A 19,604-nucleotide genomic window follows, 5' to 3' on the forward strand; every position below is an offset into this window, starting at 1 on the left:
GGTGTGGCGCGTATCCGGCGAACTCGAGGATGCCGAGTGGCGCGTATCCCGCGAACTCGCGGCTAGGGGACGGCGTCACGTGCGTCAGTCGTCGGCGGCGCTGAGCCCGAACTCGCTCTTCAGCCGCACGCGCGCGCCGCGCTCAACGAGTGTGGGTATGTAGGTCCTGATCCGGCCTGCGTTCAGGGCATCGAATTCCTCGCCGACAATCCCGGCGATGTGCATTCGCGGTACGTGCGGAAACCTGGCAGCCAGACGCTCGACAACCTGATCAATGCTGGGTTCTTTCGCATCGTCCGTCACTTCTTCAGTGTGGAGCGGCCCGGTCCCGGCGTCAATGAACCTTCAGACGGCAGGCGGCAACAGATGGCCCAGGCTCCGCAGGTAGGTGCCAAAGCCGTCGGGTGCCCGGGCATGGGTCCGGCCGGAGGTCATGACCCTGATGCTGTCCGTTGCCGTGACCGTGAAGGCGCGGCTGCGGAGGCTGTGCACCAGGGTCCGGTCTTCTTCGGAGGTGACCCGGGCGAACCCTCCGGCGGCAAGATAGGCGGAAGCCCGGACCCCGAAATTCGCGCCATAGATGTGGGGGTGGTCCTCGCGGAAGGGGTGGCGTTCGTGCCAGCGCCGGAGCAGTTCAGGGTCCATCCCGGCGGGGTCCGGTTCCACGGAGCCCAGCACGGCGTCGGCCCCGGCGTCGGCGAACTCCAACTGGCGCACCAGCCAGTTCTCCGGCACTCGGGAGTCGGCGTCGGTGTTGGCCAGCCAGGTCCGGCCGGCCCAGGGCGGCGGCGTCCAGCGCTGGCCGGGCGGCCGCCGCCGGGTCACGCCGATGCCGGCGGCCCGGACGCCCGCGGCCCGGCTGGCGCCGGCGCTGCGGTAGCTGACCTCCAGTGCGCTGAACCGCGGGTCCGAGGCTGCGAAGCCGGCCGTGACGGCGGCGGAGCCGTCCGTGCAACTGTCCAGCACCACCGTCACACGGGTGTCGACGTCGGACCGGACCCTGTGCAGGGCGTCCGCGGACCGCTGAACGGCCTCCAGCGCCAGTTCCAGGTGGTCTTCTTCGTTGTTTGCGGGCATGACGACGGCGACCCGGTCGATGCGGTGCCCGCGCGGCAACGGCAACGCCGCCACCGGGGTCACCGCATCCGTTCGGGGCCGCCCAGGCCCGGCGCGGCACCCGGTGCAGCGTCCGGCGCAAGGAACACCTCGAGTAGAAAGTCGCGCTCCTGGTAGGTCCCGCCGCCGGCCCACCCCAGGTGCCGCCGGGCCGCGGCGTGGACCGCGTCGCCGTCGAGTTCCCAGCCGGAAATGGGGTGCCGCCAGTGGCACAGCGCGAGGGTCCCGCCAGGCATGAGCGAGCCTTCAATCCGGTCGAACAGTCCGACAAGCTCTGCCGGCGAGAGGTAGTAGCCCACCTCTGAAACCACGATCAGGTCGAACGATCCGTCCGGCCATTCGTTCGGGACGGTCAGGTGGCGCGTCGTTGCCGCGGGCAGGTGCTCGAGCCGCCTGGCAGCATGGTCCAGGGCAGTGCCGCTGGCATCGACGGCGAGGAAGCTTCCGCACCGCGGCGCGAGTTCCACGCTCAGGGTCCCGATGGAGCAGCCGATCTCCAACCCGGCCGTGTAGCTGCTGCCGGGCAGCGCGGCGAGCGTGAGGGTACGTTTGCGCTGCTCGTACCAGCTCGAGGTGTACTGCCACGGGTCCTCCTCCCGGGCGTGGACCGCATCGAAGACGCGCTCCGCGTCGCCCGCGGCGAAGGGCCGTGGGGACCCGTCATCGCCCGGGCCGTCCGCACGGGCGACCGCTGGGTGCCAGGCAAACGTCTCCCAGGTCCGCTCAAAGTGCGCCAGGAAGGCCGGGGGCAGGAGCACCTCGTCGCCCGGCAGCCCGGAGAGCGGGCGCACCTGGGACACATGTGCCGCCATCGCGGCGGCCTTGGACTCCAGCTCCGCCGGGCGCAGCGGCAGCCGGAACCAGCCACGCCATGCCCCGCCGGCCGGGACGTCGCCGTCGTCCGGTTTACCTGGTGCCGCCCACAACCAGTACCAGATGGGGTATTCGAGGAGAGCGTGGCCCGCCGCGGCGCTGAGCTCGGCGGCAACGGAGCCGAGGACGTCGTGGTCGGTGTGCCCGTCGGAACGGTAGGGCGCCACGAGAACCACCTCGCCGGCGGCGCGCCCGCACGCGGCCGTCGCCTCCCGGACCGCCTCCCGGACCGCGGCCCGGATCTCTTCCCGGTGCCCGGCCAGCTGTCCGTCGGGCAGGCCCAGGCACCGCCACGCTGTGTCCCCGGCCCCGTTCCCGGAAAGGCGTTTCAGGGCGTCGCCGAACTCCTGCAGCCGGACCACGGCGAGCTGTTCCGGCGTCGTCGTGGGCGAGTCGGGGTGGGATCCTTCCCCCGCCGTGCACAGCACCACGCGGACCGTAGCGCCGACGGAGTGCAGCCGGGCCAGCAGCCCGCCGGCCCCGAGCGATTCGTCGTCCGGGTGCGCGGCCAGGACAATGAAGGCCCGGCCGGCGAGCGCTGCGTCATCCAGCGGCAGGTCCGGCAGCCCGGCGGCACGGCTGCCGGCCCAGGCGGCCTCGGACGTCCCGGCATCGTTATGGGTGAAAGTCACCATGGGTGCTTTCGGCCAGCGCCAGGGCGCCCAGCTGCGCGTCGTCGCGCATCGCGTGGTGCTGGCGGATGTACAGGGCGAGATCGGCCATCCGTTTTCCGTAGCGCTCATCAAAGGCGAGCGGGGCCGGACCGAGATTTTGGCTCACGAGCGTCTGGACGCGTTCGACGGCGGTGGCAACGCTGCCGCGCACACGCAGGGCTTCCTTCCACGCCCCGCGGTCCGAGAGCTCCCCGGCGTCGATCCTCGCGGCCGTACCGGCCAGGTAGGCGGTCAGGGCGGCCAGCGTTCGGTCAATCTCACCGAGGTGGGCCAGCGCAATCTGGTCCGGTTCCCGTCCGCCGTCGGCGGCGTGCCGCAGGGAGTCGGCGAAGCTGCGCGCCACAGCGACGGCACCGCCGAGCCAGCAGGCGGCCACGCCCATGCCGCCCCAGGCGAAACCAGGGCGCTGGTAATACCAGCCGGCACCGCCGAGGGGCACGGCGGGAACGGCCTCGAAGTGGACTGTTCCGCTGGGAATCTCGCGCAACCCCCGGCTGGTCCACTCCGGATTCGCGAAGCCCACGCCGTCCGCGTGGAGGTCGACGGCGAAGGCGGCCCGGCCGCCTGCCTCCAGATGGGCCGTCAGCACGGCATGGTCCAGCTGCGCGGCGAGCGAGCACCAGGGCTTGGACCCCTGCAGGATCCAGCCGTCTGAGGATTCCTTGGCTTCAAGCCGCAGGCCGGGCGCCTCGGCGGCGAACACTCCCCAGGTCCCCTCGAAGTCGGCATCGTCGGGGTCCGGGCAGTCCCGGCCGTGCTGTGCGGCGTCGTCGCCGGCCTGGGCCAGGATCGCCACGGCGTCCAGTTGTGGTTCCAGCACACGTCCGGCGGCGACATCGACGGCGGTCACAGAGGCCAGAATCTCCCACAGGAACGCGGTCCGGCCGTCCCCGGGTTTGGGCGCCGCCGCCGCTGCCGACTTGGCCAGCTCCAGCAGCGCCGGGACATCGCCGACGGCGGCCTGCGCCTCGGACAGCAAGGGGCTGATCGTCTCCAGGTCTGCGGTCGCGGAGCTGATCCGGACAGGTAGGGGGTGGTGGGAGATGGGGATCCCGTTCATTTCGACTGCCTGTGTTCCTTCGGGCTGGGCTGATTCGGGCTGTGCGGATCGGGAGCGGGCCCGGCCACGTGGCTGAAGTCCTGCGCGTCCGCGGCCGCGCCGCCATCGCTGGCGCCGTCGACAAGCAATCTAAGCATACTTAGCACTTGGGGGTTGCCGGGCGCTCCACGGGGTCCGCTGCCGCAGGCGCCCGTGGTCCTGCGGACATTCGGTGCCTAGCGGACGATCGCGAGGGCGAAGCCGTCCCAGCCTTTCGAACCCACGGTCTGGATCACGGTGCCGTCCAGCCGCGGGTCCTCGCCCATCATCTGGAGCGTGCTGATGATTCCGGGGGCGTTGACCGGGTCCATCGACGCGTCCAGCACCGCACCTTCCCACACGACGTTGTCCACCACGATGGTGGTGCCGGGCCGGCCAAGCCGGATGGCCCAGTCCAGGTAGTGCGGGTTGTTTTCCTTGTCGGCATCGATGAACACGAAATCGAACGGCGGTCCGGCCTCGCTTTCCAGTTCGGGCAGGGTGTCCAGCGCCGCGCCGACCCGGATGTCCACCTTGTGGCCCAGTCCGGCGTCGTCAACGTTGGCGCGCGCGACGCGGGCGTGCAGGGGGAGGTATTCGCAGGTGACCAGCCGGCCGTCGTCGGGCAGCCCCTGGGCCAGCCAGATGGTGCTGAATCCGGCCAGCGTGCCGATCTCCAGGACGCGGCGGGCGCCGGAGAGCTGGACCAGCAATTTCAGGAGTTTGCCGGCGTTGGGGGCCACTTCGATGGGCGGCATGCCTGCCTCAAGGGCGCTGGTCACGGCGCGCTTGAGGGAACGGTCCGGGCGGACCACTGCGTCCGAGAGGAAGTTCTCGACGGCGACCCAGCCGGGGGTGGACTGATGCTCGATCATGCCCCCAGTGTTCCAGCCGCCCGGGCCCGGCGGTACCCCTCCGGGCGCGGTTCTCCCGCCCGGGTTTCGGCGTGCGGTCCGGCCCTAGGTTCCGGGCCGGGCAGGAATTTGCGGCCCGGTCCCGCCGGCGCCCTGGCCGTCGATGGCGTTTTCCAGCCGTTCCACCTTGCCGGTCAGCTCACCGCTGTAGCCCGGCCGGATGTCCGCCTTGAGGACCAGCGAGACGCGGGAACCGTAGGCGCCCACCGCCTCCGTGGCCCGCTTGATGACGTCCATGACCTGGTCCCACTCGCCCTCGATCTCGGTGAACATGGAACTTGTCCGGTTGGGCAGGCCCGACTCCCGGACGATCCGCACCGCCGCCGCGACGGCGTCGTGGACCGACGCGTCGCCGGGCGCCTGCCCGTTGGCGGGGTCACCGGAGGGTGCTACGGAGAATGCGACCAGCATGTGGTGGTTCCCTTCACTCAGTCGGGACAGCCGGGGCGAAAATTTCCAGGGCTGCCCGGCACCAGTCTTTCATGTGATTCCACCCCGGCAGCGGCCGGGCGCACCCCGGCCGCCGTCACATAACTCACTACCCGCCGGTAACAGGTTCGCGCACCCTCAGCATTGCTACCCTAGGCAAATGAACCGGGCAGTAGACCGCAGGCCGCTTCGCGCAGATGCGGCGCGCAACGTGGACAAAATCATCGCCGCGGCCCGCCAGTGCTTCCGCGAGCACGGTCCCGAGGTTCCGCTGCAGACCATTGCCGTCACCGCCGGGGTGGGTCCGGCCACCCTTTTCCGGAATTTCGCCGACAAGGAAGAGCTGGTGCTCGCTGCCCTGAACCAGCAGCTCCGGCTGCAGGTGGATCCGGCCATCGATGAGGCCCTGGCCGATCCTGACGCCGCTGCGGGGCTCTTCCGGGTCATCGATGCCACGATGCGTGTTGCCAGCGAAGAGGCCAACCTGCTGGGAGCCGTCGCGGGCCGTCGCGGGCTGCTGACCGGCATTACGGGCGGCCTGATTGAATCCATCGCCGTGCTGCTGGGCCGGGGCCAGGGGCAGGGCACCCTGCGCAGCGACATTTCCATGACGGACATGATCCGCCTGCTGGCCATGCTGATCGGCGTCGTGGACACCATGGAGCCGGGCTCCGACGCGTGGCGGCGGCCCGTGGCGCTGGTTGAGGACGCCATCCGGACGGAGCGGCCGGACCGGGCGTTGCCGCCGCAGGCCCCGCTGACGGGCACCGCGTTCGACGCCGTTCTCGGCTAGGGCCATATGATCTAGCCATGGGATGGGAAACTGTTGCCGGGGTCATCGGCGGCGTACTGGCGGTCTATGCCGTCCTGCTGTTGCTGCTGTGGGCCTATGCCCGGCGGCACCCCGAGACCGTCACTATGAAGGACGCCTTGCGGCTGCTCCCGGACCTGCTTCGGCTCATCCGCCGCCTGCTGGCGGACCGGTCGGTGGCGGTGGGGGTCCGGGTCCGGCTGGCACTCCTGCTCGTCTACCTGGCCTCCCCGATCGATCTCGTTCCGGACTTCATCCCCGTGATCGGGTACGCGGACGACGTCGTGATCGTGGCGCTGGTGCTGCGCTCGGTGGTCTCCCGCGCCGGGGCCGACGCCGTCCGGCGCCACTGGCCGGGCACCCCGGAAGGCCTGGCCGTCATGTTGCGGCTCGCCGGACTCGGGACGCCGGTCTAAGCGCCGGATCCTGCGGGTGCCCCGGCGGCCTGGTGCCCGGGGCTAGTCTTCGGCCGGCTTTTCCTTGGCCTCGAGAAGGTGCTGCTGAAGCTTCTCTTCGGCTTCCCGACGGCGGCGCGACATTTCGCGCATTTCCCGGGTGGACTCAGCCCCGCCGGAAACATACGGCTCGTGCTGCTTGGAGCGCTGGTCCTTGCGCGGCTCCGCAGCCTGCCCGTCGGAGGCATGCTGCTCCGCGGCCTGCGGCTCGGCGGGCTGCTCGTCGGCGGCCTCGTTTTCGGCAGCCGGCAGCTCGCCGTCATGTTCAGTCATGTTCGAATGCTCCCACGCGATTCCGGCACCAAGTAGGGACTAAAGACCGTTCCGGCCGCGCCCAGCCGGCCGGCGGCCCGGCGCGGTCAGCCGTCCCACGGAAAGGTCAGTTCCAGCCCAGCGCCCGGAGCCCGGCGGCTGCGGCCGCGCCGGCTATCACCACCACCAGGAACGGCGCGCGGAACCACAGGGCGATGCCCGCCGCCGCCAGTGCGCCCAACCGGGCGTCCAGGACGAGCGACTGGCCGGAGGCGACGGCATTGACCACCGTCAGGGACGCCAGCAGCCCGATCGTCATGGTCCCGGCAATCCTGGACATCCGCGGGTTGCGGAGCAGGCTGGCCGGCACCAAGTAGCCGAGCAGCTTCCAGGCGTAGGCGAGCAGGCAGGAGAGCAGCAGCCACATCCAAAGGTTCATGCGTCGTCTCCGGTGCGGTCCCCGCGGGGATCGCGGGCAGGGTCGTGGTGGTGGTGCACGTGATCCTCCGCGTAGGGATCGACGTCCGGTTCCAGGCCCTCGTCGCTGCGGCCGTGGCTGAACCAGCCGATCCCTGCCGCGACCACGGCGGCGACGAGGATCGGCACTCCCGGGGGCACGAACGGCACGGCGAGCACGGTGGCCAGCGCGCAGACCACCGCGATGGCCACAGGTTCCCGGCCTTTCAGCCGCGGCCAGAGCAGTCCTAGGAAGGCCGCCACGGCTGCCCCGTCGAGTCCCCACTGCTTGGGATCCCCAAGTGCCCCGCCGGCCAGGGCGCCGAGGGCGGTGAACAGGTTCCAGAGGACGAACACACCGATTCCGGCGGTCCAGAAGCCGCGCTTCTGCTCCTCGGGGTCCGTCTGCCCGGTGCTGGTGGCCGTCGACTCGTCGATGGTCAGCTGGGCAGCGGCAAACTTCCGCCACCCGCGCGGCTGCAGCAGGGCATTGATCTGCATGCCGTAGATGCCGTTGCGCATGCCCAGCAGCGTCGCGGCGCCCATCGCGGCGACGCCGGACCCGCCTCCGGCCACCACGCCGATGAAGGCGAACTGCGAGCCGCCACTGAACAGCAGCAGGCTCAGGGCCATGGTCTGCCAGAAATCCAGGCCGGAGGTTACGGACAGCGCGCCGAAGGAGACGCCGTAGAGACCGGTGGCGATGCTGATCGACAAACCGATCCGCACCGCCGGTGACTGCAGGATTTTCACGGGCGCCGGTTCCGCCGCGTCAGGGTCCAGGACCATGCGATGAGGGGCGCCTGGAGCGGGAGCCGCAGGGTGTGCACGCGTCGCCGGCGCGGCGAGCCCTCCGGCCCGTAGGCCTTGCGCAGGGCGTCCACGTGGCCGGAGAGGAAGGCGGCGAACAGCGCCGTGACGCAGCCGGCGGCGGCCCTCCGGGTGGCCGGGACCAGGAGCCCGACGGCGGCGGCGGCTTCCAGCAGCCCGCTCACTGCCACCCATTCCTCACGGGACAGGACGGCCAGGGGCCCGTTCGGCTGCTCGCCGGAGTCGTCCCGGCACAGGAGGTCAGGAACCACCGGGTGGAAAAATTCAGGCTCGCGGAAGTGCTTGGCGGCGCTGGTGAGCAGCAGCGCGCTCATCGCTGCCGCGGACAGCGTCTGAAGGTCCGGGACGGGCCGGCGAAATGGCATGCAACAACTCAACCACAGCGGCCACGCCGGCCGTAATCCGCCGGGGACGCAAGGGAGGTGAAGGTGTCCGCCAGGATCCGCGGAGCGGCCAGGCGGCTACCGCGGGGGCCGGCTGTCCGCCATGAGCTGGGACAGGACCTGGGCCGGCCAGTTGGTGGTGATCTCCTGGATCCCGAGTCTCCGGCACCGTTCGACGTCGTCCTCGGTGTCGACCGTCCACACCCGGCACCGCAACCCCGAGGCGAGCCAGCGCTGAACGGCCGGGCCGTGCGCGCGGACGTACCCGATTCCGGGCCCGGCAATGCCCGCCTCGGCCGCCCCCAGGATCCGTTCGCCCTCAGCCTGGGCGGCCTTCATCACATTGGCCAGCGCCCCGCCGGTCAGGGCACCGAGGCCCAGTTCCTCCCGGATGTCCGCCACATTGACGTCGTCCACGAGCTGGCAGACGGCCGCCGCCGGGACGGACTCCAGGAGGTGTTTTACAGAGTCGGGGCTAAAGCTCATGAAGGAAACCGTGATGTTGTCCAGCGTCGACGTCCGCGGATCCCAGCCGTGGGCCCGCAGGACCTCGAGGGCCCGGTCCTCGAGTCTGAGCTGGTACGGGCTCGGGTGTTTGAACTCGATCGCCAGGCCGATCCCGCGGCCCGCCGCGCGCAGGATGCCGAGCAGGTCCGGCAGGGTCAGGAACTGCCCGGACTTGGCACCGTAGGCCTCCGGGATCCGCACTCCCTTCCAGGAGGAGAAGTCGAGTTCCTGGAGCTCTTGCAGGGTCCGGTCGGCCACCTGGCCGGTGCCGTCCGAGGTGCGGTCCAGGGTGGCATCGTGCAGGAGCACCACATGCTGGTCCCGGGTCAGGTGGACATCGCATTCCACACCGTCGGCGCCGTCGGCGATTGCCTGCAGGTACGCGGCCCGGGTGTGCTCGGCGAAGGTTCCGCTGGAGCCGCGGTGGGCATAGACCAAAGGCCGGGCGGCGGCAGGCTCATCAGTCGTCATGGTGCCACGTTAGCGGACCGTCCGTTTCCGTGGCGGGCTAGGCTGGGCTCATGCAGGTGAATACTGAGTCAACTTCCGTGACCGGCGCCGCGGGACGTCCGGGCGGCGCCCGGCCGGACGGTCCCCCCGGCCAGCGTCCCGCTGCCTCCAGCGACGTCGAGAAGGCCGCGGCGCTGCGCCGGATGAAGCTCCTGGCCCTCTCGCTCCTGGTCGTCATGGCGGTGATCTTCATCATCGCGTTCGCCCTGCAGAAGCAGTATCCCGGGCTCGAATACGTCCGTGCCGCGGCCGAGGGCGGCATGGTCGGGGCCCTCGCGGACTGGTTCGCCGTCACGGCCCTGTTCAAGTACCCCATGGGCATCAAGATCCCCCACACCGCGATCATCCCGCGCCGCAAAGACCAGATCGGCGCCTCGCTGGGCGAATTCGTGGAAACCAATTTCCTCTCCGAACAGGTGGTCCAGGAGAAGCTGGCGTCCGCAGACATTGCCCGCAAGGCCGGCGCCTGGCTCTCCAGCCCGGGCGGCCCGGACCGGGTCGCCAAGGAGGGTGCCGCCGTCATCCGCGGCGCGTTCAAGGTCCTCAACGACGACGACGTCCAGGCCGTGATCGAGTCCATGGTCCGCAAACACCTGCTCACCCCGCCGTGGGGCCCGCCGGTGGGCCGGCTCGCCGAGCGGATCTTCGACGACGGGCACCACCATGCACTGGTGGACCTGCTGGTGGACCGCACCGTGGACTGGGTGCGCGACAACCAGGAGACGGTCAACCGGCTGGTCACCGACCGGTCCCCGACGTGGGTGCCGTCGTTCGTGGACGGGCTGGTGGGCGACAAGGTGTACGTGGAGATCCTCAAGTTCACCCGCGCCGTGCAGTCCGATCCGCGGCACCAGGTCCGCCTCTCGATCGACAAGTACCTCAAGGAACTCGCGCAGGACCTGCAGCATGATCCGGTCATGATCGCCCGCGCCGAGGGCATCAAGGCCCAAGTGCTCGGTGACCCGGAGGTCCGCGAGCTCGCCTCCCGCACCTGGGACACCATCAAGACGGCCCTGCTCACCGCCGTCGATGATCCGCACAGCGAACTGACCGTCAAATTCAAGGCAGCCGTGCATGACTTCGGCACCCGGCTGCTGGTCGATCCCGAGCTCGCCGGCAAGGTGAACGCCTGGATCGGCGACGCGGCCGGCTACCTCGTGAAGACCTACCGCTCGGACATCGCGGGGGTCATCACGGACACCGTGGCCCGCTGGGATGCCGAGGAGACCTCCCAGAAGATCGAACTGCAGGTCGGCAGGGACCTGCAGTTCATTCGAATCAACGGCACGGTGGTGGGTGCCCTGGCCGGGCTGGCCATCTTCACGCTGGCCACCCTGTTGTTCGGCTAGCCCTAGGCGAAGCTCTCCAGCTCGACGCCGGCGGCCTCCAGCGCCGCACGGATCGCCGCCGCCGTGGCAACGGAGCCGGGCGTGTCCGCCCGCAGGCACAGCGACTGCGGCTCGACCCGGAGCACGGTGCCGTCGACGGCCTCGATTTCGCCCTTCGTGGCGAGCCTGACCGCCCGATCGGCAACCTGTCCGGCGTCGAGGATCACGGCCCCTTCCTCCGCGAGCGGCACGAGAGTGCCGTCGGGGAAGTAGGCGCGGTCCGCGAAGGCCTCGGAGAAAACGGGGTGCCCGGCTTCCTTGGCGATTTCCAGCAGGGCTGAGCCGGGGAAGCCGAGGACGGGCAGTCCGGGATCGTAGGCCTGGATGGCGGCGATCACGGCGGAGGCCTGCTCGGCGTCACGCACGGTCCGGTCGTAGAGCGCCCCGTGCAGCTTGACGTAGTCCACCGAGGCGCCCACGGCATGGGCGACGCCGTCGAGCGCTCCGAGCTGGTAGAGGACGGCGCCGAAGAGATCGTCAAAGGTCATGTCCAGCGAGCGCAGGCCGAAGCCGGCCAGGTCCGGGTAACCGATGTGGGCGCCGACGCTGACGTCGAGTTCGTACGCCGCCCGGCAGGTGTCCAGCATCGTCACTGGGTCGCCGGCGTGCATTCCGCAGGCCACGCTGGCGCTTGTGACCAGCGGAAACATCGCGGCGTCGTCGCCCTTGGTCCAGGTCCCGAAGGACTCCCCCAGGTCAGTGTTCAGATCCAAAAAGTGCCGCCGCCCTTCGTTTCAGTCTTCGGCGCGCCGCTGCCCTGAGTGCCGCTGCCCGGGGCTGAATCCGGTTGCGCGTCCAGGGACGTGTCGTAGAGCGCGGCCGGCCCGGTGGTGTCCGCCAGGGCCTGCAGTTCGCCCGGGATCGTGTCCGGGAGGGGCCCGAACGCTTCCTTGGCGTTCGCGACGACGGCGCGGCCCATCACCCGGTTGCCGACTCCGCCGACGACCGCGCCGACGCCGAAGGGCAGGGCACGGCCCAGCAGGGCAGTGCCCTGGGTCTTGAGCAGGGAGCGCAGGAACATCGTCTGGATCTTGGCCCGCACGGTGCCGAAGCCGGCGAGGGGCATGCTCCGGGTGAAGGCCGTAGTCCAGGCCTGCGACGGCCCCCTGCCCCGTCCCGCCGCTTGCCCGCTCAGCGAGCTCAGCAGCTGGGTGCCTTCCTCGCCCAGCATGATCGCCATCACCAGGGTGCTGGCCCTGTCCGGATCCACCATCCGGACGCCGTGCAGTTCAGCAAGCGCCGTGGAATACAGGGCAGTGGCTTCGAGGAACCCGACGGCCGCGGCGGCCGAAAGACCGAGTGCCGCCGCTGTTCCGACGCCCGGAATCACCGCCGCCCCGCCGACCAGCGCACCGCCGCCGGTGACGGCGAGCAGGTAGTCGCGCTCCAGGATGGCGGCGAGCTGGGCCGCCGTGGCCTGCGGGTGCCTGCGCTGGAGCCTGCGGATATTGGCCAGCACCAGGGGCCGCTGGACTTCAACCGCCCGCAGGAGCACCTTGTGGAGTCCGGGCCGGGGCCGGCCGGCGGCGTCGAACATCGCACTGTGGGCTGTTTGCTGGGCAACCTTCATTGCCGGGTTGCTGCGCTTGGCCATGATCGCCTCTCGTCGGAACCAAAAAAGTAAGTTCACTTAACACTAGGGCACGGCCCGGCAGGCGGGTCGCCGATGGACCCCGGAGTGTTCCAGCCCGGCCGCGCGGCTGGCTACTAGACTGGGCCCATGCCCGCCCTGCGAGCCCTCCGCCCCTTCGCGCACCGGGAGTACCGCGTGCTGATCACGGCGCTGGCCATCTCCATCTTCGGTTCCGGGATGTGGGCCGTCGCGATGGTCTACGAGGTGATCCACCTGGGCGGCGGACCGCTGGAGCTCTCGGTCGTGGCCGCGGCGGGCAGCGTCGGGCTGGTGACGTTTCTGCTGGTCGGCGGCATCGCCGCGGACCGCGTACCCCAGCGGCTCCTGATCATCGCGGTCGAGGGCGCCAACCTCGCCGTCGTTGCCACTGTCAGCGGGCTTGCCATGGCCGGCTTGCTCGAGCTGTGGCATCTGGCGCTGGGGGCCTTCGTGCTCGGCGTCGGGGCCGCGTTCTTCTTTCCCGCCTACTCCGCCATTTTGCCGCGGATCCTGCCGCCCGAGGACCTGCTCGCGGCCAACGGTCTGGAGGGGACCATGCGGCCGCTGTTGCAGCAGGCCGCCGGACCGGCCGTTGCGGGCATCCTGGTGGCGGCCCTGTCCCCTGCCTACGCCGTCACCGGTGTTGCGGCCTGCCACCTTCTGGCCTTCGCCATCCTGAACCTCCTCCACCGCCAGCCCGCGGCAGGGGCGGAAGTTCAGGATGGACAAAGCCAACGGGCCAAGACGTCCCTGCGCCACGACCTCCGCGAGGGCGTCAGCTACACCGTCCGGACGCCCTGGCTGCTGTGGACCCTGCTCTGGGCGTGCATTTCGGTGCTGTTCCTGATCGGCCCCATCGAGGTCCTGGTCCCGTTCGTGGTCCGGGACCAGCTCGGCGGGGACGCGCGCATGTTCGGCTTCCTGCTCGCCATCATGGGCGTGGGCGGCGCCGCAGCCTCGCTGGCCACGGCTTCTTTTCCGCTTCCGCGCCGCTACCTCACCGTGATGATGGTGTCCTGGGGCGCGGGGAGCCTGCCGATCGCCGCCGTCGGAATCATGGACAGTTTCTGGGCCGTGGCCGCCGCCCTTTTCATCTTCGGCGCCACCGGCGGCGTGGGCATGGTGATCTGGGGAACCTTGCTCCAGCGCCGGGTGCCGCCGCATCTGCTCGGCCGCGTCTCGAGCCTGGACTTCTTCGTGTCCCTGGCCCTCATGCCGGTCTCCATGGCACTGGCCGGGCCGGCCGCCGAGGCGTTGCCGCTGTGGCTGATCTTCCTCGTCGCCGGGACCGTGTGCCCGGTGATGGCCGTCGTCGCGATGGTGGTGGCGCGGATGCCGGCCGATGAACTGGCCCACCCGCTCGCCGACAGTGACGACTTCGCGGAGGCCACGGCCCCTGCCGAATCCTCCGGGTCAGGGCAGCCCGGCCCAGAGCAACGCGGGGTCACCTAGAGCCCATGTCCGGGGGGATTATGGGCTGTAAGTGACCCCGCGTTGGCTTGGCGGCGGCTCAGACTGCGGCGCGCACCACCGGGATCGACGACGTCGGAAGGCCGCTGGGGAAGATGGTCGGTTCCGGGGCGGTGACGGGCGCCAGCGGGACCCGGACCGGGCCGCCGTCGACCGTGAGCAGTTCCCCGCGCACGTCGACCTGCAGCGGCGCGCCGTCACGGACGGTCAGGCTGATCGAATCCTGCTCGAGCCCGACGTGCAGGAGCCTGCCCTGGATCTTCAGATGGAACTCGAGTCCGTCCCATTCGGCAGGCAACCGCGGATCGAAGTACGGCACCGCGCCCTGGTCCCGCAGCCCGGCGAAGCCGCTGACCAGCGAACTCCACACCCCGCCGGTGGAGGCGATGTGGACGCCGTCGATCGTGTTGCCGTGGGTGTCGTCGAGGTCGATGAACAGGGCGTGGGTGAAGTGGTCCAGCGCGGCCTTGCCGTAGCCGACCTCGGCCGCCATGATGCCCTGGACGCAGGCGGACAGCGTGGAGTCGCCGGTGGTGATGGGGTCGTAGAAATCGAAGGCGCGGCGCTTTTCCTCGGCGGTGAAGTCCTGCCACTGCAGGAACATGGCCAGCACGGTGTCGGCCTGCTTCAGGACCTGGTGCCGGTAAATCACCAGCGGGTGGAAGTGCAGCAGTAGCGGGTACTTGGACCGGGGCGTGGTCCAGTCCCACGGTTCCAGGGTCATGAAGTCGTTGTCCTGGGAGTGGACCTGGAGGTCCTCGTCGTAGGGCAGCTGCATGCGGTTGGCGGCCTGCTCCCAAAGCTGGCGTTCGGCATCGTCGATCTCTGGGTGGTCCAGCGCCGCCGCGGCGCGCAGGTTGAAGCGCGCCATGACGTTTGTGTACAGGTTGTCGTTGACGACGGCGGTGTACTCGTCGGGGCCTGTGACGCCGTGGATGTGGAACAGCCCGTCCTTGCCGAAGAAGCCGAGCGAGACCCACATCCGGGCGGTCTCGATCAGCAGATCGGAGCCCAGGGTGGCCTGGAACTCGGTGTCCCCGCTGGCCCAGATGTACCGGTTGGTCGCGAAGGCGATCGCGGCGGCGATGTGGAACTGCGCGGTGCCGGCCGCGTAGTAGGCGCTGGCCTCGAGTCCGTTGATGGTGCGCCAGGGGAAGAGGGCGCCGTCGACGCTGAGTTCCTTGGCGCGGATCTTCGCCTCCGGCAGGAGGTCGTGCCGGAATTCCAGGACCTGGCGGGCGTTGCCCGGGTTGGTGTAGGTCAGGTAGGGCAGCAGGTACACCTCCTGGTCCCAGAAGTAGTGGCCGTCGTAGCCGGAGCCGGACACGCCCTTGGCCGGGATGCCGGCCACATCGGCGCAGGCCGTGGCCTGCGCGAGCTGGAAGAGGTTCCAGCGCACGCCCTGCTGGAGCTCGGTCTGGCCCGCCAGGACAATGTCGCTCGTGCTCCAGTAGTCGCGGTAGTGGTCCTCGCTCTGGGCGAAGATCTCGCTGACAGGTTTGAGGCTGGCTTCGGCGCTGTCGGCGAGGTCCTCGGCGGCCTGGCCCACGGCGTAGCTGACGCTCTTCTCCAGCACGAACGGTGCGTCCGCGCTGACGGCGAGCACGTAGCGGACGCTGCTGTCGTCCTGGTCCACCTGGGTGTCGAACGGCTGCACGCCGGCCGAGGTCCAGTGATCCACGGCCATCCCGAGCCGCTGCTTGGATTCCGAGGCTTCCCAGGACAGGCGCAGGGAGCCGTCCCCGCCGTCGAGCCGCAGGGGCAGCAGCACGCGGCCGGCGTGCCGGCCGGCGCGGCGCGGATCATGGGCGGAGTGGTCCTCCACCGGCTGGTCCTGGCGGTTGATGACCGAGGACGTGACGTCCGCGGAGATATCCCGGTCGGCCGCCACCTCGAGGCTGATGCCGAGCGCGCCGCGGGACGCGTAGCCGACGGCGCGCCGTTCCGTGGTGGTCACGGTCGCACCGGAACGGCACTGCCAGGTGATCCGGCACTCGTAGATACCCGTGGCGAAGTCCACCGAGCGGCGGTAGTCCAGCACAGTGGACTCGTCCAGGCTCAGCGGCTCGCCATCGATGATGACGGTGAAGTTGTTGGCATCCGGGACATAGAGGATCCGCTGGCCGGTGCGGGCGAAGCCGTACGCGTTTTCGGCGTGCTTGATGTCCCAGGTCTCGTGGAAGCCGTTGATGAAGCTGCCCGGAAGTTCGGCGTCCGCCGCACCCCAGTGCGCGCCGCGGATGCCCAGGTGCCCGTTGCCGAGGCTGAACAGGGTCTCCAGGGTGCCGGCATTGCCGGGGAGGTGGACGGTCTCGACCAGCTGCCAGGGATCGTTGGGGAACCGGGCGCGGTCCGAGGTGATGAGAGCCATGGTTTAGGGGATTCCTTCGGCGGGAGGGGGCTGGACGGTGGGGTGAGCGGGCCGGGCTAGAGCAGTTCGGCGAGGTCGTTGACCACAACCGTGGCGCCGGCGTCGAGCAGGGTCTGCCGGCCGGCGCCGCGGTCGACGCCGATCACCGAGCGGAAGTCTCCCGCGCTGCCGGCCTGGACGCCGGAGACGGCGTCCTCCACCACGACGCACTCCTGGCTCGGCAGGCCCAGAAGCCGCGCGGCGTATTCGTAGGTGGCCGGGCTGGGCTTGCCGGGCAGCCCCTCGGCGACGGCGACGACGCCGTCGACCACCACCGGGAAGTAATCGGACAGGCCGGCGGCCTTCAGCACGGCAGGGGCGTTGCGGGAAGAGGAGACGACGGCGAGCTTGAGCCCGCGGGCCAGCGCGGCCTCAACCAGCCGGACAGAGCCCTCGTAGGGCTGGACTCCGCCGGCCTCGACGATGTCGTTGAAGACCTTGTTCTTGCGGTTGCCGAGTCCGTGGACGGTGTCATGCGCGGGCTCGTCGTCCGCCGGGCCCTCGGGCAGCACAATCCCGCGGGAGGCCAGGAAGTCCCGGACGCCGTCGAACCGCGGCTTGCCGTCGATGTGGTCGAAGTAGTCGCTCTCACGGTACGGCGCGGCGCCGGGGACCGAGGCCAGGAAGCCGTCGAAGAGCTGCTTCCAGGCGTGCTCGTGCACCACAGCGGTGGGGGTCAGGACGCCGTCGAGGTCAAAAAGGATGGCGGATGCACCGGAGAGCGCACCGGCGAGGCCGGAGGTATCGGGAACTACAGTCATGAGGCGAGGTCCTTTCAGACAACGGGCAGGCAGGACGGTCTGGTCAAAGTGATGGTCTGGGTCAGTCAGCTCAGGGCTGCTCCGCTGGGGGGCTGCGCTGTTTGGGCGCCGTTCCGGCGGCGGACACCGTCCGGATCAGCGCCGGCGCGTGCTGGTGCGCTCCACCAATTTGGTGTCCAGCAGATGGTTCGACGGCGGACTGGCAGGCGGCGGATTGGGAAGTCCTGAGCGATGAAGTCTGTCAATCAGCAGGTTGGCCGCCAAGGCGCCCTGGTCGGCAACTGGCTGGGCAATTGTGGTCAGGCCCAGGAACCAACTCATCTGATGATCGTCTATTCCTATGATGGACACGTTTTCCGGCGCTGACAAACCGAACTCCCGCATTGCCATGAGCGCGCCGAAGGCTGCCTCGTCGCAACCGGCGAAGATCGCGGACGGCATCCTGCGGTTTTCCACGAGCTCCACCATGGCCAGCCGGCCGCCTTCGATGCTGGAGCCGGCGTCGAGCACGAGGCCCGGATCGACGGCGAGGCCGTGGCCGGCCAGGGCCTGCTCGAATCCCCGCCGCCGCTCGCTGGCGGTCACGAGGGAGGGTTCGCCGGTTTCGCTGCCGGCAAGGATGGCAAGGTCCCGGTGGCCCAGGTCCAGCAGGTGGTTCGTGGCGGCCCGGGCGGCTTCGGCGTTGTCGATGCCCACGTTGTCCCACGGCACGCCGTGCATCCCCACGCTGGCCACGGCGAGGCCCGACTCGGCGAGGGCGGCCGTTTCGGCCTCATCCAGGGCGATGTTGAACAGCAGTACGCCATCCACCCGCTGCGCCAGGCCGGCGAGGTCGCCGAAGAGGTTCCGTTTCACGCTGGGCCGGTTCCGGAGGCTGATCAGCACCGTGTCATAGCCGCTGTCGGCGAAGAGTTCCTCGGCCGCTTCCACGGCCCGGGCAAAGAACCATGCCGTGGCCGTCGGGGCGATGATGGCCACCGAGCCGGTGTTGCCGCCGGCCAGCCGGGATGCCGCGGAGGAGGCTTTGTAGCCGAGCTGGGCCGCCGCGTCACTGACCCTTGCCTTGGCCTGTGCGGAGATGTTGGGAAGCTGCCGGAGGGCACGGGAGACGGTGCAGATGGAGAGCCCGGAGAGCGCGGCGACGTCCTGGATCCTGACGCGCGGGGAGTTGGCCTGCGGCACGGGCTCAGCCCTTTCTTCCCCCTGAAGTAGTGGGCCCGGTGTTCATGGCCGAGGTCGATTGTAAGCGCTTACATATTTGGCATGCAAGTGGATGATCCGGGGTTTCGGCTGCGGGATTGGCGCGGGTTGGCGAGGGTCCCCGGCGCCGGGTTAGCGCCCGGTCATAAGTCGGTCATCATCTTTATCGACGCCCGGTCAGCGCAGGACGTAGTGCCGCAAGAACGCACTGACGTCCACGAGTTCTGCCTTCGAGATCGTGTGGCCCATGCCCGGATAGGTCCTGGCCGTGAGCTGGGTGTTCCGGTTCAGCCACGCCTCGGTGTGCTCGGTGGCTGCGTCGTTGATGACGACGTCGCCCTTGTCCCGGCCCCAAAAGAACGGCGGCCGGGCGGTGAAGGATTCACTCATGGCCAGGAGCTCGTTGTCCAGGACAAAGCCCGAGAGCCCCACAGCTGCGCGGAATTGTTCCGGCCGGAGCCGCAGGAGCGTGCTGGCCATGGCCATCCCCTGCGAAAATCCGAACAGGCTGACGCTGCTATGCCGGGCTTTGACCGACTCGATCCAGGCGAAGACCGCGTTCGTGGAGGCGATGACGTCGGCAAAGTCATGGGTGAGGAAATAGTCCAGCAGGAACCAGCCGTAGTGGTCTCCAATGTCCTTCGGTCCACGCAGCGCGGCGCAGCTGAACTCGGACGGCAGGGAAGCGAACAGCTTGGACATGCGGAATTCGTCCGTACCGTAGCCGTGCAGCATCACCAGCAGCGGGGTGCCGCCGCGTTCATGCTCGGGTTTTGACCAGATCACCGTCTCCATTGGCCCAGCCTATCCAGCACCGCCGCACGCTCGGCCCCGCGCCCGGTGGTGCTGCGCGGTTTCCGCCGCGGAATCGGACCTGCGCCCCCCCCCCCCCCCCCCCCCCCCCCGGATCGGTGGAGCATCCGTCCGAAAGGGGCGCGGCTGGCCGAAACCGGCGCGAAAATTTCCCCGCGGGGCGGAGGGCGCTTCATTGAAACAGCCGGGGCGGGGTTGTAGCGTGACGCTGGACAGCATGCTTACCATCATCGGCCCGTCACGGGCATCAAGGAGCACGTTATGAGAATCGGTTCCGCAATCTTCCTCATCGCCATCGGCGCCATCCTCGCCTGGGCCGTCGCCCCGGGGCTGATCCCCAACGTAAACCAGGCCATGATCGGCTACATCCTGATGGCGGTTGGCGTGATTGGACTCATCGCCTCACTCGTCCTCGCCGGCCCCGGACGCGGCCGCACGCGCCGGGTGAGCGAAAGCCGCACGGTGGTGGACCCCAACACCGGCGAGACCATCACCCGCAATGAAAGCCGCGACGCAGGCATCTGAGATTTCCCCGCACCCACTGCGCGGCGCGGAACCCAACGACCCGGAAGCCGGGCCGGACCTCGAGGTCGGGCCCGGCTTTCGTCATGTGGCCCACCCGCGCACAACCGTGGCACATGCCCAGCCTGCGGGCCGGCCG

At 69.7% G+C, this 19,604-nt stretch carries 22 protein-coding genes; 5 read left to right on the forward strand and 17 right to left on the reverse strand.

The window, feature by feature from the left end:
- Positions 1-84: 84 nt before the first annotated feature.
- The 6 genes from C560_RS0119290 to C560_RS0119315 all read right to left on the reverse strand — a co-directional run bounded on the left by C560_RS0119290 (position 85) and on the right by C560_RS0119315 (position 5,066).
- The gene (locus tag C560_RS0119290; protein ID WP_018774834.1) at positions 85-303 is read right to left on the reverse strand and encodes a three-helix bundle dimerization domain-containing protein; all 219 of its coding nucleotides are present in this window, start codon (positions 301-303) and stop codon (positions 85-87) included.
- Between the two features lie 42 nt (positions 304-345).
- Positions 346-1,140, reverse strand: coding sequence for a glycosyltransferase (locus tag C560_RS0119295; protein WP_081801768.1), 795 nt, complete (start codon positions 1,138-1,140; stop codon positions 346-348).
- Positions 1,137-2,624, reverse strand: a complete 1,488-nt coding sequence (locus C560_RS0119300; protein ID WP_026539441.1) for a bifunctional PIG-L family deacetylase/class I SAM-dependent methyltransferase — start codon at positions 2,622-2,624, stop codon at positions 1,137-1,139. Before C560_RS0119300 ends, C560_RS0119295 begins: the two co-directional genes overlap by 4 nt.
- Positions 2,605-3,723 (reverse strand): acyl-CoA dehydrogenase family protein, encoded by a 1,119-nt coding sequence (locus C560_RS0119305; RefSeq protein WP_155855832.1) that lies wholly within the window; start codon positions 3,721-3,723, stop codon positions 2,605-2,607. Before C560_RS0119305 ends, C560_RS0119300 begins: the two co-directional genes overlap by 20 nt.
- A gap of 215 nt (positions 3,724-3,938) precedes the next feature.
- Positions 3,939-4,616, reverse strand: coding sequence for an O-methyltransferase (locus C560_RS0119310; RefSeq protein ID WP_026539443.1), 678 nt, complete (start codon positions 4,614-4,616; stop codon positions 3,939-3,941).
- Between the two features lie 84 nt (positions 4,617-4,700).
- Positions 4,701-5,066, reverse strand: coding sequence for a thiamine-binding protein (locus tag C560_RS0119315; protein WP_018774839.1), 366 nt, complete (start codon positions 5,064-5,066; stop codon positions 4,701-4,703).
- A gap of 178 nt (positions 5,067-5,244) precedes the next feature.
- Here C560_RS0119315 and C560_RS0119320 point away from each other — a divergent pair, with 178 nt between their 5' ends.
- Both C560_RS0119320 and C560_RS0119325 read left to right on the forward strand, forming a co-directional pair.
- Positions 5,245-5,877 (forward strand): TetR/AcrR family transcriptional regulator, encoded by a 633-nt coding sequence (locus C560_RS0119320; RefSeq protein ID WP_018774840.1) that lies wholly within the window; start codon positions 5,245-5,247, stop codon positions 5,875-5,877.
- Positions 5,878-5,894: 17 nt separating this feature from the next.
- Positions 5,895-6,311, forward strand: coding sequence for a YkvA family protein (locus tag C560_RS0119325; RefSeq protein WP_018774841.1), 417 nt, complete (start codon positions 5,895-5,897; stop codon positions 6,309-6,311).
- Positions 6,312-6,353: 42 nt separating this feature from the next.
- Here the strand turns inward: C560_RS0119325 and C560_RS22460 are convergent, their stop codons facing one another.
- The 5 genes from C560_RS22460 to C560_RS0119350 form a co-directional block, all read right to left on the reverse strand.
- A complete protein-coding gene (locus C560_RS22460; protein ID WP_051533281.1) occupies positions 6,354-6,623 on the reverse strand; it encodes a hypothetical protein in 270 nt (89 codons plus the stop codon).
- Between the two features lie 106 nt (positions 6,624-6,729).
- Positions 6,730-7,041: an AzlD domain-containing protein gene (locus C560_RS0119335; protein ID WP_026539444.1), complete on the reverse strand. Its 312-nt coding sequence runs from the start codon at positions 7,039-7,041 to the stop codon at positions 6,730-6,732.
- Positions 7,038-7,847: an AzlC family ABC transporter permease gene (locus tag C560_RS0119340; protein WP_026539445.1), complete on the reverse strand. Its 810-nt coding sequence runs from the start codon at positions 7,845-7,847 to the stop codon at positions 7,038-7,040. The genes C560_RS0119335 and C560_RS0119340 overlap by 4 nt, the downstream gene beginning before the upstream one ends.
- Entirely contained in the window at positions 7,808-8,254 is a 447-nt protein-coding gene (locus tag C560_RS0119345) for a DoxX family protein (protein ID WP_026539446.1), read from the reverse strand. Before C560_RS0119345 ends, C560_RS0119340 begins: the two co-directional genes overlap by 40 nt.
- 96 nt (positions 8,255-8,350) lie before the next feature.
- Positions 8,351-9,250 (reverse strand): glycerophosphodiester phosphodiesterase, encoded by a 900-nt coding sequence (locus C560_RS0119350; protein ID WP_026539447.1) that lies wholly within the window; start codon positions 9,248-9,250, stop codon positions 8,351-8,353.
- A gap of 50 nt (positions 9,251-9,300) precedes the next feature.
- On the opposite strand from C560_RS0119350, the gene C560_RS0119355 reads away from it, so the two are divergent.
- Complete coding sequence (locus C560_RS0119355; RefSeq protein ID WP_018774847.1) at positions 9,301-10,638, forward strand: DUF445 domain-containing protein; 1,338 nt, start codon at positions 9,301-9,303, stop codon at positions 10,636-10,638.
- A gap of 2 nt (positions 10,639-10,640) precedes the next feature.
- On the opposite strand, the gene C560_RS0119360 is transcribed toward C560_RS0119355, so the two are convergent.
- On the reverse strand, positions 10,641-11,390 hold the full coding sequence (locus tag C560_RS0119360) for a 5-oxoprolinase subunit PxpA (protein WP_026539448.1): 750 nt from the start codon (positions 11,388-11,390) through the stop codon (positions 10,641-10,643).
- Positions 11,381-12,271: a hypothetical protein gene (locus C560_RS0119365; protein WP_026539449.1), complete on the reverse strand. Its 891-nt coding sequence runs from the start codon at positions 12,269-12,271 to the stop codon at positions 11,381-11,383. The genes C560_RS0119360 and C560_RS0119365 overlap by 10 nt, the downstream gene beginning before the upstream one ends.
- A 126-nt stretch (positions 12,272-12,397) precedes the next feature.
- Here C560_RS0119365 and C560_RS0119370 point away from each other — a divergent pair, with 126 nt between their 5' ends.
- Positions 12,398-13,741: an MFS transporter gene (locus tag C560_RS0119370; protein WP_026539450.1), complete on the forward strand. Its 1,344-nt coding sequence runs from the start codon at positions 12,398-12,400 to the stop codon at positions 13,739-13,741.
- 58 nt (positions 13,742-13,799) lie between these two features.
- Here the strand turns inward: C560_RS0119370 and C560_RS0119375 are convergent, their stop codons facing one another.
- The 4 genes from C560_RS0119375 to C560_RS0119390 all read right to left on the reverse strand — a co-directional run bounded on the left by C560_RS0119375 (position 13,800) and on the right by C560_RS0119390 (position 18,925).
- Positions 13,800-16,130, reverse strand: coding sequence for a glycoside hydrolase family 65 protein (locus C560_RS0119375; protein WP_018774856.1), 2,331 nt, complete (start codon positions 16,128-16,130; stop codon positions 13,800-13,802).
- A gap of 56 nt (positions 16,131-16,186) precedes the next feature.
- The gene (locus C560_RS0119380; protein WP_018774857.1) at positions 16,187-16,930 is read right to left on the reverse strand and encodes an HAD family hydrolase; all 744 of its coding nucleotides are present in this window, start codon (positions 16,928-16,930) and stop codon (positions 16,187-16,189) included.
- Between the two features lie 135 nt (positions 16,931-17,065).
- A complete protein-coding gene (locus C560_RS0119385) occupies positions 17,066-18,112 on the reverse strand; it encodes a LacI family DNA-binding transcriptional regulator (RefSeq protein WP_026539451.1) in 1,047 nt (348 codons plus the stop codon).
- Positions 18,113-18,307: 195 nt separating this feature from the next.
- Positions 18,308-18,925: an alpha/beta hydrolase gene (locus C560_RS0119390; RefSeq protein WP_026539452.1), complete on the reverse strand. Its 618-nt coding sequence runs from the start codon at positions 18,923-18,925 to the stop codon at positions 18,308-18,310.
- Between the two features lie 279 nt (positions 18,926-19,204).
- Here C560_RS0119390 and C560_RS0119395 point away from each other — a divergent pair, with 279 nt between their 5' ends.
- Positions 19,205-19,468, forward strand: a complete 264-nt coding sequence (locus tag C560_RS0119395) for a DUF6458 family protein (protein WP_018774860.1) — start codon at positions 19,205-19,207, stop codon at positions 19,466-19,468.
- Positions 19,469-19,604: the final 136 nt, after the last annotated feature.

This window comes from Arthrobacter sp. 9MFCol3.1, from assembly GCF_000620385.1.
In the GTDB taxonomy this organism is placed as follows: Bacteria; Actinomycetota; Actinomycetes; order Actinomycetales; family Micrococcaceae; genus Arthrobacter.

What these genes read in the sequence shown, in the direction of transcription:
- C560_RS0119310 (WP_026539443.1), bottom strand. Translation starts at nt 4,616, where the DNA reads ATGATCGAGCATCAGTCCACCCCCGGCTGGGTCGCCGTCGAGAACTTC.
- C560_RS0119300 (WP_026539441.1), bottom strand. Translation starts at nt 2,624, where the DNA reads ATGGTGACTTTCACCCATAACGATGCCGGGACGTCCGAGGCCGCCTGG.
- C560_RS0119325 (WP_018774841.1), top strand. Translation starts at nt 5,895, where the DNA reads ATGGGATGGGAAACTGTTGCCGGGGTCATCGGCGGCGTACTGGCGGTC.
- C560_RS0119340 (WP_026539445.1), bottom strand. Translation starts at nt 7,847, where the DNA reads ATGGTCCTGGACCCTGACGCGGCGGAACCGGCGCCCGTGAAAATCCTG.
- C560_RS0119355 (WP_018774847.1), top strand. Translation starts at nt 9,301, where the DNA reads ATGCAGGTGAATACTGAGTCAACTTCCGTGACCGGCGCCGCGGGACGT.
- C560_RS0119380 (WP_018774857.1), bottom strand. Translation starts at nt 16,930, where the DNA reads ATGACTGTAGTTCCCGATACCTCCGGCCTCGCCGGTGCGCTCTCCGGT.
- C560_RS0119390 (WP_026539452.1), bottom strand. Translation starts at nt 18,925, where the DNA reads ATGGAGACGGTGATCTGGTCAAAACCCGAGCATGAACGCGGCGGCACC.
- C560_RS0119375 (WP_018774856.1), bottom strand. Translation starts at nt 16,130, where the DNA reads ATGGCTCTCATCACCTCGGACCGCGCCCGGTTCCCCAACGATCCCTGG.
- C560_RS0119345 (WP_026539446.1), bottom strand. Translation starts at nt 8,254, where the DNA reads ATGCCATTTCGCCGGCCCGTCCCGGACCTTCAGACGCTGTCCGCGGCA.
- C560_RS0119315 (WP_018774839.1), bottom strand. Translation starts at nt 5,066, where the DNA reads ATGCTGGTCGCATTCTCCGTAGCACCCTCCGGTGACCCCGCCAACGGG.
- C560_RS0119335 (WP_026539444.1), bottom strand. Translation starts at nt 7,041, where the DNA reads ATGAACCTTTGGATGTGGCTGCTGCTCTCCTGCCTGCTCGCCTACGCC.
- C560_RS0119305 (WP_155855832.1), bottom strand. Translation starts at nt 3,723, where the DNA reads ATGAACGGGATCCCCATCTCCCACCACCCCCTACCTGTCCGGATCAGC.
- C560_RS22460 (WP_051533281.1), bottom strand. Translation starts at nt 6,623, where the DNA reads ATGACTGAACATGACGGCGAGCTGCCGGCTGCCGAAAACGAGGCCGCC.
- C560_RS0119320 (WP_018774840.1), top strand. Translation starts at nt 5,245, where the DNA reads ATGAACCGGGCAGTAGACCGCAGGCCGCTTCGCGCAGATGCGGCGCGC.
- C560_RS0119365 (WP_026539449.1), bottom strand. Translation starts at nt 12,271, where the DNA reads ATGGCCAAGCGCAGCAACCCGGCAATGAAGGTTGCCCAGCAAACAGCC.
- C560_RS0119350 (WP_026539447.1), bottom strand. Translation starts at nt 9,250, where the DNA reads ATGACGACTGATGAGCCTGCCGCCGCCCGGCCTTTGGTCTATGCCCAC.
- C560_RS0119395 (WP_018774860.1), top strand. Translation starts at nt 19,205, where the DNA reads ATGAGAATCGGTTCCGCAATCTTCCTCATCGCCATCGGCGCCATCCTC.
- C560_RS0119370 (WP_026539450.1), top strand. Translation starts at nt 12,398, where the DNA reads ATGCCCGCCCTGCGAGCCCTCCGCCCCTTCGCGCACCGGGAGTACCGC.